Below are 13,448 nucleotides of genomic sequence, written 5' to 3'. Positions count from 1 at the left end.
TGAACCTGGCGACGTCTTTGGAACGACTGCTGACGATGACGGCTGAAACCGCAAGCAATGATCTGCGAGGCACCAGACAGGGCGCGGCGATGGCCGCTGTTCGTGTTGTTCGCCGGCTGCGAGAGGCCGGCGACTGGCAGCGCGAGATGGAAACAATCCTTGCAACGCTTTGCACGGCGATGGACTGCCAGCGCGGCATTCTGTTTCGCCTGCGCGATGTGCCCGGTCAGGGATTTGCCCAGTCTGTCGAAGCCTACTGGATCGACCCGCGCTTTGGTGGCGAACTGGCCTCGCCGACAGTTATCATGCAGTCGATCATCAATTCGGATCGGCTGCTGGAGCGCGTGTCCGAGGACGAGCGCCAAGGCAAGATCTTCGCAGGACACACACGCAATCTCGAAGGGTTCCTGAGAACCGACTTCGAAAAGCAGAACATCAAGTCCTTCCTCTCGGTGTCGGTGTTCGCGCATGGCCATCTCTGGGGCACTTTGGCGGTCAACGATTGCGTCAACGAGCGCGAATGGACCGACGAGGAAGAGGCGACGCTGCACATCATCGCGCTCGCCATCGGCGATGCCATCGAACGATCGCCCTCGGAAGCTCATGTCAGCGAAGTCATCCGCCGCACCATGCTGCAGGCCTCGCTCGACGCCATCATCGTCATTGACGAGACCGGCTCGATCATCGAGTTCAATCCGGCGGCCGAAAAAATGTTCGGCTTCCTGCGCGGCGACATCCTCGGCAAGGACCTGCTCGACACCGTGGTGCCGGAATATTACCGCAAGGGCTATGTGTCAGGTGCCGAATACATGTCCGGCCGAGGCGCCCCCATGGTTGGCCACCGGCTGGAGACGGTGACCCAGAATGCCGCCGGCGACGTGTTTCCGATAGAGCTGACGGCGACCGAGATGCGGGTCGCCGACCGCCGTCTCATCTTCGGCTCGATCCGCGACCTGCGCGACAAGCTGCGCGCCGAGGAAGAGATCAACCGCCAGCGCGAGAAGCTGCACCAAAACGAGAAGATGGCCGCGATGGGCTCGTTGCTGGCCGGCGTCTCGCACGAGCTCAACAACCCGCTGGCCGTGGTGGTTGCGCAATCGACGCTGCTGCATGAATTCGCTTCCGATCCGCAGACAAAGGTTCGAGCCGAAAAGGTGCGTGCCGCCGCAGAACGTTGCGGCCGCATCGTCAAGAGCTTCCTGTCGATGGTCCGCCTGCACCCGGCCGCCCAGGCCGAGACCGACCTCAACCAGGTGATCCGCGCCGCCCTTGAGGTGACCGCCTATGGCGCTCGCTCAACGGGCATCATCATCGACACGGATTTTGCCGCCGGCCCGTTGCTGGCCATGGCCGATGCCGACCACGTCACGCAGGTCGCGGCCAATTTCCTGATCAACAGCCAGCATGCGCTGGCCGGCGCCGCCGGCGAAAGGCTGATCAAGGTGCGGACATTCCGCGGCGACCGGGGCAATCCGGGTTTCTCGGTCGAGGACAACGGGCCTGGCGTGCCGGAAGCAATCCGCGGCCGGATTTTCGAATCCTATTTCACCACCAAGCCGGTCGGCGTCGGTACCGGCATCGGGCTGTCGATCTCGAAGTCGATCATTGAGCGGCACAATGGCAATGTCTGGTTCGAGGAGGTGGCGCCGCAGGGCGCGCGTTTCGTCGTCCAGCTGCCGGCGATTTCAGCCGGCGCCGCCATTGCCGGCGAAAGCCAGACACGATCGAGCGGCCTGCGTCATGCGCTGATCATCGACGATGAGCCCGATGTCGCGGCGTCGCTTTCCGATATTCTCGAACTGATGGGCATCAAGTCGCGGATCGTGCCGGCCTGGGCATCGACGGCCATCACGCTCACCGGCCATATGGCTCCCGATATTGTCTTTTCGGACCTGCGCATGCCCGGCATCAGCGGCATTGCCATCTATCGTGAATTGCTTGCCGAAAGCCATGAATTAGCGCGGCGTTTCGTGCTGGTCACCGGCGACCTGATCGGTGCGAAAGCCGAAATCGAAGCTTTGCCGGCACACCAGCGGCCGCAGATGCTGGAAAAGCCGTTCAGCACGCTCGATGTACGCAGTGTGCTTTCAGCCATCGCCGAACAGGCCGCGCTGAGCACGTGACGTGCCAGGCAAACACGAAAGCTGACAAAAAAATGGCTCCCGGCCGACGGGGCGGCGGGAGCCGAAAGGAGCGCTGGAGGGAGCGCTCGGGGAGGTCAGAGGCCTGATCCTGAAAGTGGGAACCGGTTTTCGGAACCAGGCCTCGACGGAAATCAAAAGACGTTGGGCGTCGTGGTCAGCGGCGCGGCACTGGCGATCATGCGGATAGCACGGTTCTTGTGCGTGCCGGACTGTTCGGCGATGGCGCGCAGGCAGGTCACACTCTCCGAACCCCAGGACTGGCCCTTGCAGGCGAAGTCGATCTCCCGCATCGGCAGGCGCGCGGTCCTGGTGGTGGTCGGCGCGCCGTCGACGATGTTGGCCGGCGGGCTCAACGAGGCGAAGGCCGGGCCAACCGTCGGTGTGAAGGCCATGCCGATGAATGCAGTGGCGGCCAGCACCATGTACATGGCCATCGGGTGATCGGATGCGCGCTGACGCAGCGCCAGTTTCGGCCGGCGGTCATTGCGCTGCGGAGCCTGGAAGCGGCGATCGCCATGGACGGCCTGGATCTTCGTATGCATCGTGGTTCCCTTCGTTGATTTTCTTTTTGTATGAAAACGAACTTAGTCGCGCTTTGTAACAAGGCAAAGGTGGCGCATGACCACCTGTGTAACAGTCTTGAAACACGATTTCGGGCAAAACCGGGCAGAAACGGTCATCCAGCACGGATGTCACTCAGGTGCCGGTAGCCATCCAGACGCCATCGGACATCACCGGCGTCGCGGCCAGTCGACACTTCTTCCTCGGCACACGCCGTTTCCGCTCGGCTTTCTTCACCCGAAAAGCCGAGATGAAACTGCGATGCGGAAACCAGGACTAACACCCGGAATTCTAGTGATTTTCCAGGGTCAAGGTCGGATCGATTCCAGCGCGAAATGCGGCCTTGAATTCCCTTTAAAATACATCGGATTTCCACAAGCCATTGCATTTGAATGAGAAATATGATCTTATTGAATGAGTATTCAGCAAAAGAAGAGCCTTTTATGAACCCGCACCTCCGTGACGTGGCGATCCCCAACGATTGGGACCGGCGGGGCCTGCCGGGCTGGAGTTATCACTCCAACGCCCTTCTCGAGCTCGAGAAAGAGCACGTCTTCCGCAACCACTGGCAGATCGTCGGCCACGTCTCCGACATCCCGAATGCCGGCGACTACCTGACCATGGACGTGGTTGGCGAGCGCGCGCTGATCGTGCGCGGCAAGGACGGTGTCGTACGCGGCTTCAACAACATGTGCCGCCATCGCGGCAGCCGTGTCGTCGCCGACAGCCAGGGCAATTGCAAGAACGCGCTGGTCTGCCCGTTCCATGGCTGGGTCTACAATCTCGATGGCACGCTGCGTGGCGCCGCCCGCCCACGCTCGTTCCCCGATCTCGACAAGACCGAGTTCGGCCTGATGCCGCTCGATCTCGAAGTCTGGATGGGCTTCATCTTCATCCGTTTCCGCAATGGCGGGCCGCAGCCATCGGTCGCCGAACTGCTGAAGCCGATCGAGCCAGAACTGGCGCACTACAACGCCGCCGACATGGTGCCGTCATGGGGCATCTGGACCCAGAAGACGCCGGTCAACTGGAAGTCGGTGCGCGATGTCGACAACGAAGGCTATCACGTCGCCATGGCGCATCCGGCCCTGCAGGATCTCTATGGCGCCACTTATTTCGACGAGCCCTTCATCAATGGCGTGTCGCGTTCCTTCGCCACCTACAATCCGCATGCCGGCCGGCGCTGGAGCGTCAAGAACTACGTCAAGATCGCGCCCGAGCCCGATCATCTGCCTGACCATCTGAAGAAGGCCTGGGTCTATTACGGCATCTTCCCGAATGCCGTCATTTCGGTGATGCCGGAATCGGTGCAGTTCTACCAGGAGTTCCCGCTCTCGACCGGTGAAACACTGCTGCGCGGCGCCATCTACCGCTATCGCGACGAGAGCCGCGAGCAAGCGGCTGCCCGTTATCTCTCCTTCCGTATCGACCGCGACACCATGTCGGAGGATGTCCAGCTTTCGGTATGGTCGAATGAGTCCATGCTGTCCGAGGCCTTCGAGGGCTTTTACCTGTCCGACCTGGAATACGGCGTGCGCACTCACCACGACCATCTGCGCAGGATGCTGCCGGTGCTCGGCCTGGAATCGGCACCCGATGAAAAGGACATGGGCAACCTCAACGACGCGCTCAAGTCGCGGTCGTAAGCCGCCACTCCTGAATCGCAGGTTATTGGCGAAACCGTCGATGAGAGCGTCCCTCTCCCCGTTACTATACGGGGAGAGGATGCCGGCAGGCAGGTGAGGGGCCGCGCCGGACTTGTGAGGTTACCGCGTCGAACTGACGCTTCCAGTTTGCGGACGTGGCCAATGCTGGCGCCGCCCCTGCCGCCCCCTTTTCCCCGTGAAACGGGGAGAAGGGGAAAACTCATCCCCGCCAGACGCCCTCTTTGCGCAGGTCGTCCATCGTCCGTGAAATGCCCTCACGCAAAATGCCGACCATGTCGTCGATCTGCTCGCGGGTGATGACCAGCGGCGGCGACATCACACACATGTTGATCAGCGGCCGCACCAGCAGGCCGAGCTCATGGCAATGCGCGTCGATGCGCTTGCCGACATCCTTGTCGAGCTGCAGCGGATCCTTGCTTTCGCGGTCGGCGACGCATTCGACGCAGCCCATCAGCCCCAGGCCACGCACTTCGCCGACCAGCGGCAGTTCTTCCAGCGTCTTCAGCTGCGCCTGGAAATAGGGCGCCACGTCCTGCGTATGGGCGAGCACGCCCTGTTCCAGGAGGTCGAGGTTTTTCAATGCCACGGCGCAGCCGACGGGATGGCTGGTGTAAGTCAGGCCATGGCCGAACATCGCGTCCGGATGGTTCGACCGGCGCAACTCCTCCAGCAGCCGCTCGGAAATGATGACGCCGCCAAGCGGGAAATAGCCTGAGGTGACGCCCTTGGCGAAGGTGATCATGTCCGGGTCGATGCCGAACACATCGCCCGAGGCAAAGACATGGCCGAGCCGGCCGAAGCCGGTCACCACTTCGTCGGAGATGTAGAGAATGTCGTTGTCGCGGCAGATCTCGCGGATGCGCTTGAGATAGCCGTCCGGCGGAATGACGACGCCGCCCGATGCCTGGACGGGTTCGCCGACGAAGGCGCCAATCCGGTCGGCGCCGACACGCGCGACCGTGTCGCGGAACTGATCGACCAGGAAATCCGTGAAGGCGGCAAGGCTCATGCCTTGCGGGCGGCGGAACGGATCGGGCGAGGACAGCTTGACCACGAGATCGTCGGCGCCGTCCATCCAGTCACGGTCGCGCGGGCGCCCATTGAGCGAAGCCGAAAGATAGGTCGAGCCGTGATAGGCGCCGCCCCGGCTCAGGATCAGCTTCTTCTCCGGCCGTCCGCGCACATTGTTGTAGAACTGCATGAAGCGCAGCGCCGTCTCCACGGCGGAAGAGCCGCCCGTGGTGAAGAACGTATGGCTGAGGTCGCCCGGCGCGTGGCCGGCGATGCGCATAGCCAGTTCCGCCGACGGCGCGTTCATCGTGTACCACGGCGTGTTGTAGGACAGCGCCATCGCCTGGTCGTACATCACCTTAGCCAGTTCCTCGCGGCGGTGGCCGACATTGACGCACCACATGCCGGCCGGGCCGTCGATCAGCTTCTTTCCGGTACCGTCGGTGATGTAGATGCCCTCGCCCTCGCCGATCAGTGCGCGCGCTTCGGCACCGACCGAGCCGGCAAATGGCCAGGGCTGGACGAGATGGCGCTTGGCGAGTTCGACCGCATCGTCGCCAGCCTCGGTGCCAGCCATTTCAATCGCCTTCATATCTCTTGCCGCAGCCATCATTGCCTCACATCGCTTCCCAAATTTTCACCGGACAGGAAGTGAGATGTCAGTGCCGAAATGTCGGCTTTCTTCACTTCATTTTGAATGTCCGTTCAATCAATATTGCAGAAATAGCGCTTGATTTCAATCCACGGATGCGCGCATGATGAAAGAAAGCCGGCAACAACAAAACTGGGAACAGGCCGGCGCCAGCACGATGGGATGATGCCGCATGGCGGGACAGTCCAGGCCAGCAACCGAGATCACGCCCGGAGCACTGACTCCCGGAGCACTGTCTCCCGGAGTCTGGCCCTCCGGAGTCTGGCCCTCCGGAGTCTGGCAATGACTGCGGCCGCGGAAGGGTCGCCCCCGTTGCGCATGACGCGGGCCAGACGAAATGCCCTTCTGCAGTCCGAACCTGTTCAGGGCCTTGCCCTGATCAGCCCGACCTTCATCTACGCCCTCATCCTGCTCGTGCTGCCCATCCTGGTGGTCATCGCCCATTCGTTCTGGACGCAGCACTACCTGACCATCGACCGCACCTTCACCCTGGAAAACTATCGCATCGCGCTGACCGAGCCGATCTATCGTGACCTGCTCTGGCGCTCGCTCTACATCTCGCTGACGGTCAGCCTGCTCACCGTCCTCCTGGCCTATCCGATCGCCTATTTCATCTCGTTCCATGGCGGCCGCCACAAGAGCCTGTGGCTGTTCCTCATCACCATCCCGTTCTGGACCAGCTATCTGCTGCGCGTCATGTCGTGGAAGGTCATCCTGGGCTACAACGGCGTGTTGAATTCCGGCCTGATGGGCCTCGGCATCATCGACGAGCCGTCGACCGCGCTGCTCTACAATTCGAGCGCCGTCATCATCACGCTCACCCATGCCTGGGCGGCCTTTGCCATCCTGCCGATCTTCGTCTCGCTGGAAAAGGTCGACCGCACCCTGGTCGAGGCGGCCACCGATCTCGGCGACAGCCCATTGCGGTCCTTCCTGCGCGTGACCTTGCCGCTGTCGGCGCCTGGCGTCATCTCGGCGGCGCTTATCGTCATGATCCCGACCGTTGGCGACTATGTCACGCCCAAGCTGGTCGGCGGCAAGGATGGCGTCATGATCGCCAATGCCATCCAGGCGCAATTCGGCAAGGCTTCCAACTGGCCGCTGGGCGCGGCGCTTTCGGTCACCACGATGCTGGTCGTGTCCCTGATGGCGGGCGCCACAGTGGTGATCATCCGTGCCGCCCAGAGGCTGGCGCGATGACGGCGGTGCGGCGTTTCCTGTCCGGCGGCTGGCTGCCGGTCTACGCGTTCCTCTATGTCGTCTTTCTCTACCTGCCGGTGATCTTCCTGCCGATCTTCTCGGTCAACACGGCGGCGACACCGAAATTCCCTCTCTCCGGTTTCACCTTGCATTGGTATGAGGACCTGCCCCGCACCCCGGCGCTGCTCGACGCCGCCTGGAACAGCCTGGTCGTCGGCGTGTCAGCCGCCGTTCTCTCGACCGTGCTCGGCATCCTCGCGGCTCGTTCGATCACCCGCTACCGCTATCCCGGCCGCCGCACCATCAACGGCCTGATCATGGCACCGCTGGTGCTGCCCGAAGTCATCGTCGCCATCTCGATGCTGCTGGTGATGCTGCAGCTGGGCCTGAGCCTGTCGCTCTTCACCGTGGTGCTTGGCCATGTCCTGGTCTGCATCCCCTACTCGATGACAGTGCTGACCTCCGGCTTCGAAGGTTTCGACCGCAGCCTGGAAGAGGCTTCGGCCGATCTCGGCGAAAGCGCCTTCGGCACCTTCCGGCGCGTCACGCTGCCGATGGTGGCGCCGGCGATCATCTCCAGCCTGCTTGTCTGCTTCACCATTTCGCTCGACGAGTTCATCATCGCCTTCTTCCTCACGGGCACCGAGGCCACCCTGCCGATCTATATCTGGGGCCAGTTGCGCTTCGCCGCGAAACTGCCGGGCGTGCTGGCACTTGGCACCTTGCTGCTGGTTGCCTCGTTCCTGCTGATGACCGTTGCCGAAATCCTGCGTCGCCGCGCGGCCAGACGCACCCAGAACGAGGGAGGCCTCTATGCCTGACCAGCCGCAAGCCGAACGGGCGCAAGTCGACCGGGCGCAAACTGATCGTGCGATGATCGAGATCCGCAACGTCACACGCAGCTACGGCGCGTTCAAGGCGCTCGATGATGCTTCGCTGACCATAAGGGAGGGCGAATTCTTCTCGCTGCTTGGCCCGTCCGGTTGCGGCAAGACCACGCTGTTGCGGATGATCGCCGGCTTCGCCAACCCGACTACCGGTTCGATCTCGGTCGGTGGCCAGCCGATGGAAGGCATCCCGCCCAACCGGCGGCCAACCAACATGGTGTTCCAGAGCTACGCGATCTTTCCGCATCTCAACGTCGAGCAGAATGTCGCCTATGGTCTGAAGCGGCTGAGGCTTCAGGGCGGCGAGGAAAAGCGGCGGGTCGAGGAAGCCTTGGCGCAAGTGTCACTGACCGGCCTCGGCAAGCGTCTGGCGACCGAGCTTTCAGGCGGCCAGCGCCAGCGCGTCGCGCTCGCCCGTGCGCTTGTCATGCGGCCCAAGGTGCTTTTGCTCGACGAGCCGCTGTCGGCGCTCGACAAGAAACTGCGCGAGCAGATGCAGGTCGAACTGCGCCGCCTGCAGCAGGCCGTCGGCATCACCTTCGTGCTGGTCACGCACGACCAGTATGAGGCGCTGGCCATGTCCGACCGCATCGCCGTGATGTTCAGTGGCAAGATCGCGCAGGTCGCTTCGCCGAAGGAAATCTATCAACGCCCGGTCAATCGCCAGGTCGCCGACTTCCTCGGCGGCATGAATTTCGTCAAGGCGCAGATCGTCGAGGAGAGCGGCGCGTCGCTGACCGTCGACACGTTGGGCTTCGGCCGGGTCAAGACCGACAAGCCCAAGGCCTTCGTCCGCAATGGTGGCGGCGCGACGCTCGGCATCCGGCCCGAGCGCCTGCGCGTGCTCTGGGACAATGCGACGGCCAAGTTCGAGGTCGCCGGGAAGGTGGTTGAACGCCACTATTTCGGCGAGATCACCCATCTCATCGTCGAGATCCCGGGCCTGGAAAAGCCGCTGTCGGTGACAGAAACCAACGACTTCGGCGCCGACGATATTCCGGTCGGCACCCCGATCCGCCTCGCCTACGATCCCGAGGCTTTGGTGGCGATGTCGGACTGAAGGTCCGCGATGATTTTCCGCGCCGCGATGCGACCAGCAACGATCGCGCCCTCGATATAGCCGGGGAACGACGGCGACAGTTCCGACGATGCAAAATGCACTGATCCCGCGCCAGCAAGTATCGTCCGCTCCGCATCGGTCGCGCCGGCATCGACGATCAGGTCGCTGTAACCGCCTCCGCTCCAGGTATCGTCCGACCAGTCGCGATAGCTGAGGTCGAGAATGTCAGCCGCCTCGCCACCAAGCGCCGCCGTCAATTGCCTGATGATTTCCGCCCGCAGCGCGATATCGCCAAGGCCGCGCCAACGGATGGCGAGCGGACCGCCGATGAAAACAACAAGGGCCGGATGGTCCTCGTCCTTGCCGACATCGCAAGCGAACAGTCCGTGCAGGTCGCGCCACATCACCATGCCGCTCAGGCCCTTGGTGCGCCAGAAGGCGGTGGCGTAACGCACGAGAACCTTGATCACCGTGCCGCTGCGCCAGACACCAAGCGCCTTCGCCAGAGCCGGCGGCAAGGGCGGTGCGTGCGCGATCTTCGCCGCCATCACCGGCGGCACGGCGACAAGCACGGATCGGGCTTCGACTGAGCCGGCAGCGGTGTCGATCCGCACACCTTCCGCTCCGCGTTCAATGCCTGTAACCGCCATGCCAAGCCGCACTCGGCCGCCAAGATCGCTGGCCAGATCGTCGGCCAGCGAATGCATGGTTTCACGCACGAAATACTGCAGCTCCGACACCTCGTTGGTGATGCGTCGATCGTTGTCGATCAGGTGCCAGAGCGGCAATCCATCCAGCGCCTGACACCACAGGCCTTCGATCATCGAGCGGAAGGCGGACTTCGAACTTTCGCTATCATCCTGGCGGTCGAGCCAGGCCGCGACCGTCAGCCCGGCAATCGCCGGATCGTCCGGCGCGATCCTGTTCATGCGGTCGCGGATCGCCATCGAGCTGAAATAGGTTCGTTCCGCCTCGCCGGAGGACATTGGCGGCTGGGTGACGAATTCACCCTCTTCATAGGCCTCGACCAGCGTCTTGCCGCGCACGCGCACCAGCGCCATCAATTCGGGCATGTCCTGACACAGGAACTGACCGCCGCTGTCGACGCGCTCGCCCAGCCCATTCTGCCTGGATTCGACGCGACCGCCGACGCGGTCACGCGCCTCGAACAGCACGAAATTGACGCCTGCCTGCTTCAGCTCCAGCGCCGCCGACAGGCCGGTGAAACCGGCACCGATGATGACGACATCGGTTCTTTCCAATGCAGTCTTCAATAGCCGGCCTTGATCTTCTCGAACTCCGCGACCATCCGCTGTTTGAGTTCAGGCGCCACCGGCTGCTGGAACAGTGTCTTGTCGAGGAACTTGTCGAGATTGTCGAAGCCCCGGTCGGCCAGCACCTTGTGGTCGATAGCGGCCATGCCGGCGCCATTGCCGTGGCCGTAGCCGAAGGTCTTGACCATGTAATCCGATACAGGAGGCGCATTGACCGCGCTCAGGAACTCATAGGCCTGGTCGAGCTTGCCGGGCGCGTCCTTCATCAGGACATAGCCGCACACCCAGGTCGAAATGCCTTCCTTGGTGTCGCGGTTCATGGCGATCGGCATGCCCTGGCCCTTCAGCGTCACGAAGGTCTCGTTCCAGCCCCATACCAGATCGACCTCATTGCCGATAAAGGCCTGGTTGAGATCGGTGTCGTCGGTCCAGTAGAAACGGATGTTCTTGTGCACCTCGCGCAGGAAGCTCGACGCGTCCTTGAACTGCGCGTCGGTCATCTTGGTCCAGTCCTTGAGGCCAAGCACGAGGCTCGCCAGCGCATAGGCATCATCGACATTGTCGCCGATGGTGACGCGGCCCTTGTACTTCGGGTCGGCGAAGATCTTGAGTGATTGCGCTTCCTCAGAGGTGACCTTGTCGGTCCGGTAGAGCAGCGACGTGTTGCCCCAGTCGAACGGCATGAACCAGGCCTTGCCGTCGGCGGTGGTGGCGAGATCCTTCATTCCCATGATGCCGGGATTGAGGTCCTTCCAGCCGGCGATACGGCTGGTGTCGAGCGGCTGCAGCAACCCAGCCTCGCGCCACCTCACCACGCTCTGCGAGCAGGGATGCGCGATGTCGGCCTTGAACCCAGCCCGCATCTTCTCGAAGGCTTCATCCTCGTCGCCAAAGAAAGCGAAGGTCGGCTCGGCGCCGTATTTGGCGGTGTAGGCGGGATGCAGCAGCGGGTCTTCATAGCCCGACCAGTCGAACACCACGAGATCGCCGCCGCCTTCGGCGAGCGCGTAGACCGCGCCGGCGCCAATCGTACACATGGCGGCAAGGGCAAGGCGGCGAAGCATGGAATTCATGACGCGAAACTCCCCCGTCGCGAAAAACACCATAGCGAGGTTAGGAGAATTCCGGGGCTTTGGCGAGCCCGTCTGCCGGCCCTCTGGGCGGGCAGACGGAACCAGCCAGAGAGGGTTTAGTAGCCAGCCTTGATCTTCTCGAATTCGGCGATCATTTTGAGCTTGAGGTCCGATGGAACTGGCGACTGGAACAGGGTCTTGTCCACGAATTTCTGTACGTCGTCATAGCCCTTTTCCTTCAGAACCGCCGGATCGACACCTGCCATGCCCTTGGCATTGGCCTGTCCGTAGCCCCAGCCCTTGACCAGAACCTTGGCGATTTCCGGGTCGTTGATGGCGTTCAGATAGTCATAGGCCTTGTCGACATTGCCGGGGGCGTACTTGAACAGCACGTAACCACAGACCCAGGTCGAGATGCCCTCGTCAGTATCCTTTTTCGATTTGATCGGCACACCGGCCGCGACCGACTGCACCGCCGCGTCATTCCAGGCCCAGGCGAGATCGACTTCGCCGCCGCTCAGCAACTGCACGATGTCGGTCGTATCGGTCCAGTAGGAGCGGACATTCTTGTGCACCTGGCGCAGGAAGTCGGATGCTTGCTTGAACTGGTCGTCGGTCATCTTGGTCCAGTCCTTCAGGCCGATGGCGAGGCTCGCCAGCGCGTAGGCGTCGTCGACATTGTCGCCGATCGACACCCGGCCCTTGAACTTCGGATCGGCAAAGGCCTTGAGCGACTGCACATCCTTGGCGTCGACCTTGTCGGAATTGTAGGTCAGCTGGGTGTTGCCCCAGTCCCAAGGCATGAACCACGCCTTGCCGTCCGAGGTGGTGGCGAGATCCTTCATCGCCATGATGCCGGGATTGAGGTCTTTCCAGCCTGATATCTTGGACGTGTCGAGCGGCTGCAGCAAACCGGCCTCGCGCCACTTCACCACGCTTTGCGAGCAGGGGTGACCAAGATCCGACTTGAAGCCGGAGCGGACCTTCTCGAAGGCCTCGTCCTCATCGCCGAAGAAGGCAAAGGTCGGCGAGTCGCCATTCTTCTCGACATATTTCGGATGGAAGCTCGGGTCTTCGTAACCGGACCAGTCGAACACGATCAGGTCCTTGTCGGCGGCAACCGCGAGTGCCGCCGCGGAAGCGGCGAGCACACTGGTCAGCGCCAGTGTCAACGTCAGGCGTCGCGTCAGTTTCTTCATTGCTGTTCCATCCTCTGTCTGTTCTGGTTTTCTTATAATTTCGCCGCGTCGCCGGCCTTCCCCGGATAGTGCTTCGGGAATACCGCCGACAGGAACTCGTATGCCGCCTGCAGCGCGGTTTCGCGGGTGACGTCTTCCGTGCCCATCATCAGCCGCAACCACAATCCTTCCAGCATGGCGCTGAGCGACAGCGCGATGACTTGCGGATCATAGGCGTAGCCGCCGCTCTCTTTCAGCGTCGCGCAAAGCTCGATGAATTTCCGCTGATAGGCCGCGTCGCGCGCCCCGCACAGCGCCTGGTAGGTCGGCCGCGACTTGGCCTCGCCCCAGAAGGCGCACCAGGCGGCCAGCTTGCGCTTGTTGCAGATCGAGCGGTCGAAATCGGCGGCCACCAGGACCTGCATCTGGCGGGCTGGATCCTCGCCGGCACGGGTCAGGGCCGTGCGCCAATGCGCGGCATATTCGTCCGCCATGTATTGCAGGGTCGCGACGAGCAGCTTTTCCTTGCTCTCGAAATGGAAATTGACGATGCCGCGCGACAGGCCGGCGCCATCGGCGACATCGGCCATCGTCGTCTCGGAATAACCGCGCTTCGCCAGCGAATCGATCGTCGCTTCGATCAGCTGAAGCTGCCTGACTTCCTTCGAAGCCTTGCGTCCGCGTTTCTCGGGTTCACTGCTTCTCTCGAGCGATTGCTCTTCGCGTGCTGCAACTTTCATC

The 13,448-nt window shown here is 62.4% G+C and carries 12 protein-coding genes; 5 read left to right on the top strand and 7 right to left on the bottom strand.

Going from position 1 to position 13,448, the window contains the following annotated elements:
- Positions 1 to 35 precede the first annotated feature (35 nt).
- Positions 36 to 2,123 (top strand): ATP-binding protein, encoded by a 2,088-nt coding sequence (locus GA829_RS08065; RefSeq protein ID WP_195177999.1) that lies wholly within the window; start codon positions 36 to 38, stop codon positions 2,121 to 2,123.
- A gap of 152 nt (positions 2,124 to 2,275) precedes the next feature.
- Here the strand turns inward: GA829_RS08065 and GA829_RS08060 are convergent, their stop codons facing one another.
- Complete coding sequence (locus GA829_RS08060; RefSeq protein ID WP_195177998.1) at positions 2,276 to 2,686, bottom strand: hypothetical protein; 411 nt, start codon at positions 2,684 to 2,686, stop codon at positions 2,276 to 2,278.
- Positions 2,687 to 3,148: 462 nt separating this feature from the next.
- Here GA829_RS08060 and GA829_RS08055 point away from each other — a divergent pair, with 462 nt between their 5' ends.
- Positions 3,149 to 4,351, top strand: a complete 1,203-nt coding sequence (locus GA829_RS08055) for an aromatic ring-hydroxylating oxygenase subunit alpha (protein WP_195177997.1) — start codon at positions 3,149 to 3,151, stop codon at positions 4,349 to 4,351.
- Between the two features lie 220 nt (positions 4,352 to 4,571).
- Here the strand turns inward: GA829_RS08055 and GA829_RS08050 are convergent, their stop codons facing one another.
- Positions 4,572 to 5,993 (bottom strand): aminotransferase, encoded by a 1,422-nt coding sequence (locus GA829_RS08050; RefSeq protein WP_195177996.1) that lies wholly within the window; start codon positions 5,991 to 5,993, stop codon positions 4,572 to 4,574.
- 245 nt (positions 5,994 to 6,238) lie between these two features.
- Positions 6,239 to 6,355 carry a pentapeptide repeat-containing protein gene (locus tag GA829_RS37475; protein WP_374940390.1) on the bottom strand — a complete coding sequence of 39 codons (117 nt, stop codon included), beginning with the start codon at positions 6,353 to 6,355 and terminating at the stop codon, positions 6,239 to 6,241.
- On the opposite strand from GA829_RS37475, the gene GA829_RS08045 reads away from it, so the two are divergent.
- From GA829_RS08045 to GA829_RS08035, 3 genes are read left to right on the top strand one after another with little or no spacing between them, the layout of a single operon-like run.
- Complete coding sequence (locus tag GA829_RS08045) at positions 6,318 to 7,235, top strand: ABC transporter permease (protein WP_195177995.1); 918 nt, start codon at positions 6,318 to 6,320, stop codon at positions 7,233 to 7,235. The genes GA829_RS37475 and GA829_RS08045 overlap by 38 nt on opposite strands.
- A complete protein-coding gene (locus tag GA829_RS08040) occupies positions 7,232 to 8,056 on the top strand; it encodes an ABC transporter permease (protein WP_195177994.1) in 825 nt (274 codons plus the stop codon). The genes GA829_RS08045 and GA829_RS08040 overlap by 4 nt, the downstream gene beginning before the upstream one ends.
- A gap of 52 nt (positions 8,057 to 8,108) precedes the next feature.
- On the top strand, positions 8,109 to 9,182 hold the full coding sequence (locus GA829_RS08035) for an ABC transporter ATP-binding protein (protein WP_195179567.1): 1,074 nt from the start codon (positions 8,109 to 8,111) through the stop codon (positions 9,180 to 9,182).
- Here the strand turns inward: GA829_RS08035 and GA829_RS08030 are convergent.
- From GA829_RS08030 to betI, 4 genes are all read right to left on the bottom strand, one after another.
- The gene (locus GA829_RS08030; protein WP_195177993.1) at positions 9,146 to 10,456 is read right to left on the bottom strand and encodes a flavin monoamine oxidase family protein; all 1,311 of its coding nucleotides are present in this window, start codon (positions 10,454 to 10,456) and stop codon (positions 9,146 to 9,148) included. The genes GA829_RS08035 and GA829_RS08030 overlap by 37 nt on opposite strands.
- The gene (locus GA829_RS08025) at positions 10,453 to 11,529 is read right to left on the bottom strand and encodes an extracellular solute-binding protein (protein WP_195177992.1); all 1,077 of its coding nucleotides are present in this window, start codon (positions 11,527 to 11,529) and stop codon (positions 10,453 to 10,455) included. Before GA829_RS08025 ends, GA829_RS08030 begins: the two co-directional genes overlap by 4 nt.
- 116 nt (positions 11,530 to 11,645) lie before the next feature.
- The gene (locus GA829_RS08020; RefSeq protein ID WP_195177991.1) at positions 11,646 to 12,728 is read right to left on the bottom strand and encodes an ABC transporter substrate-binding protein; all 1,083 of its coding nucleotides are present in this window, start codon (positions 12,726 to 12,728) and stop codon (positions 11,646 to 11,648) included.
- Positions 12,729 to 12,760: 32 nt separating this feature from the next.
- Positions 12,761 to 13,447 (bottom strand): transcriptional regulator BetI, encoded by a 687-nt coding sequence (gene betI / locus GA829_RS08015; protein ID WP_195177990.1) that lies wholly within the window; start codon positions 13,445 to 13,447, stop codon positions 12,761 to 12,763.
- Between the last annotated feature and the right edge of the window lies 1 nt (position 13,448).

The organism is Mesorhizobium sp. INR15 (assembly GCF_015500075.1).
In the GTDB taxonomy this organism is placed as follows: Bacteria; Pseudomonadota; Alphaproteobacteria; order Rhizobiales; family Rhizobiaceae; genus Mesorhizobium.
Note: the sequence above shows the minus strand (reverse complement) of the source record. Positions and strands in the feature narration are given on the sequence as shown.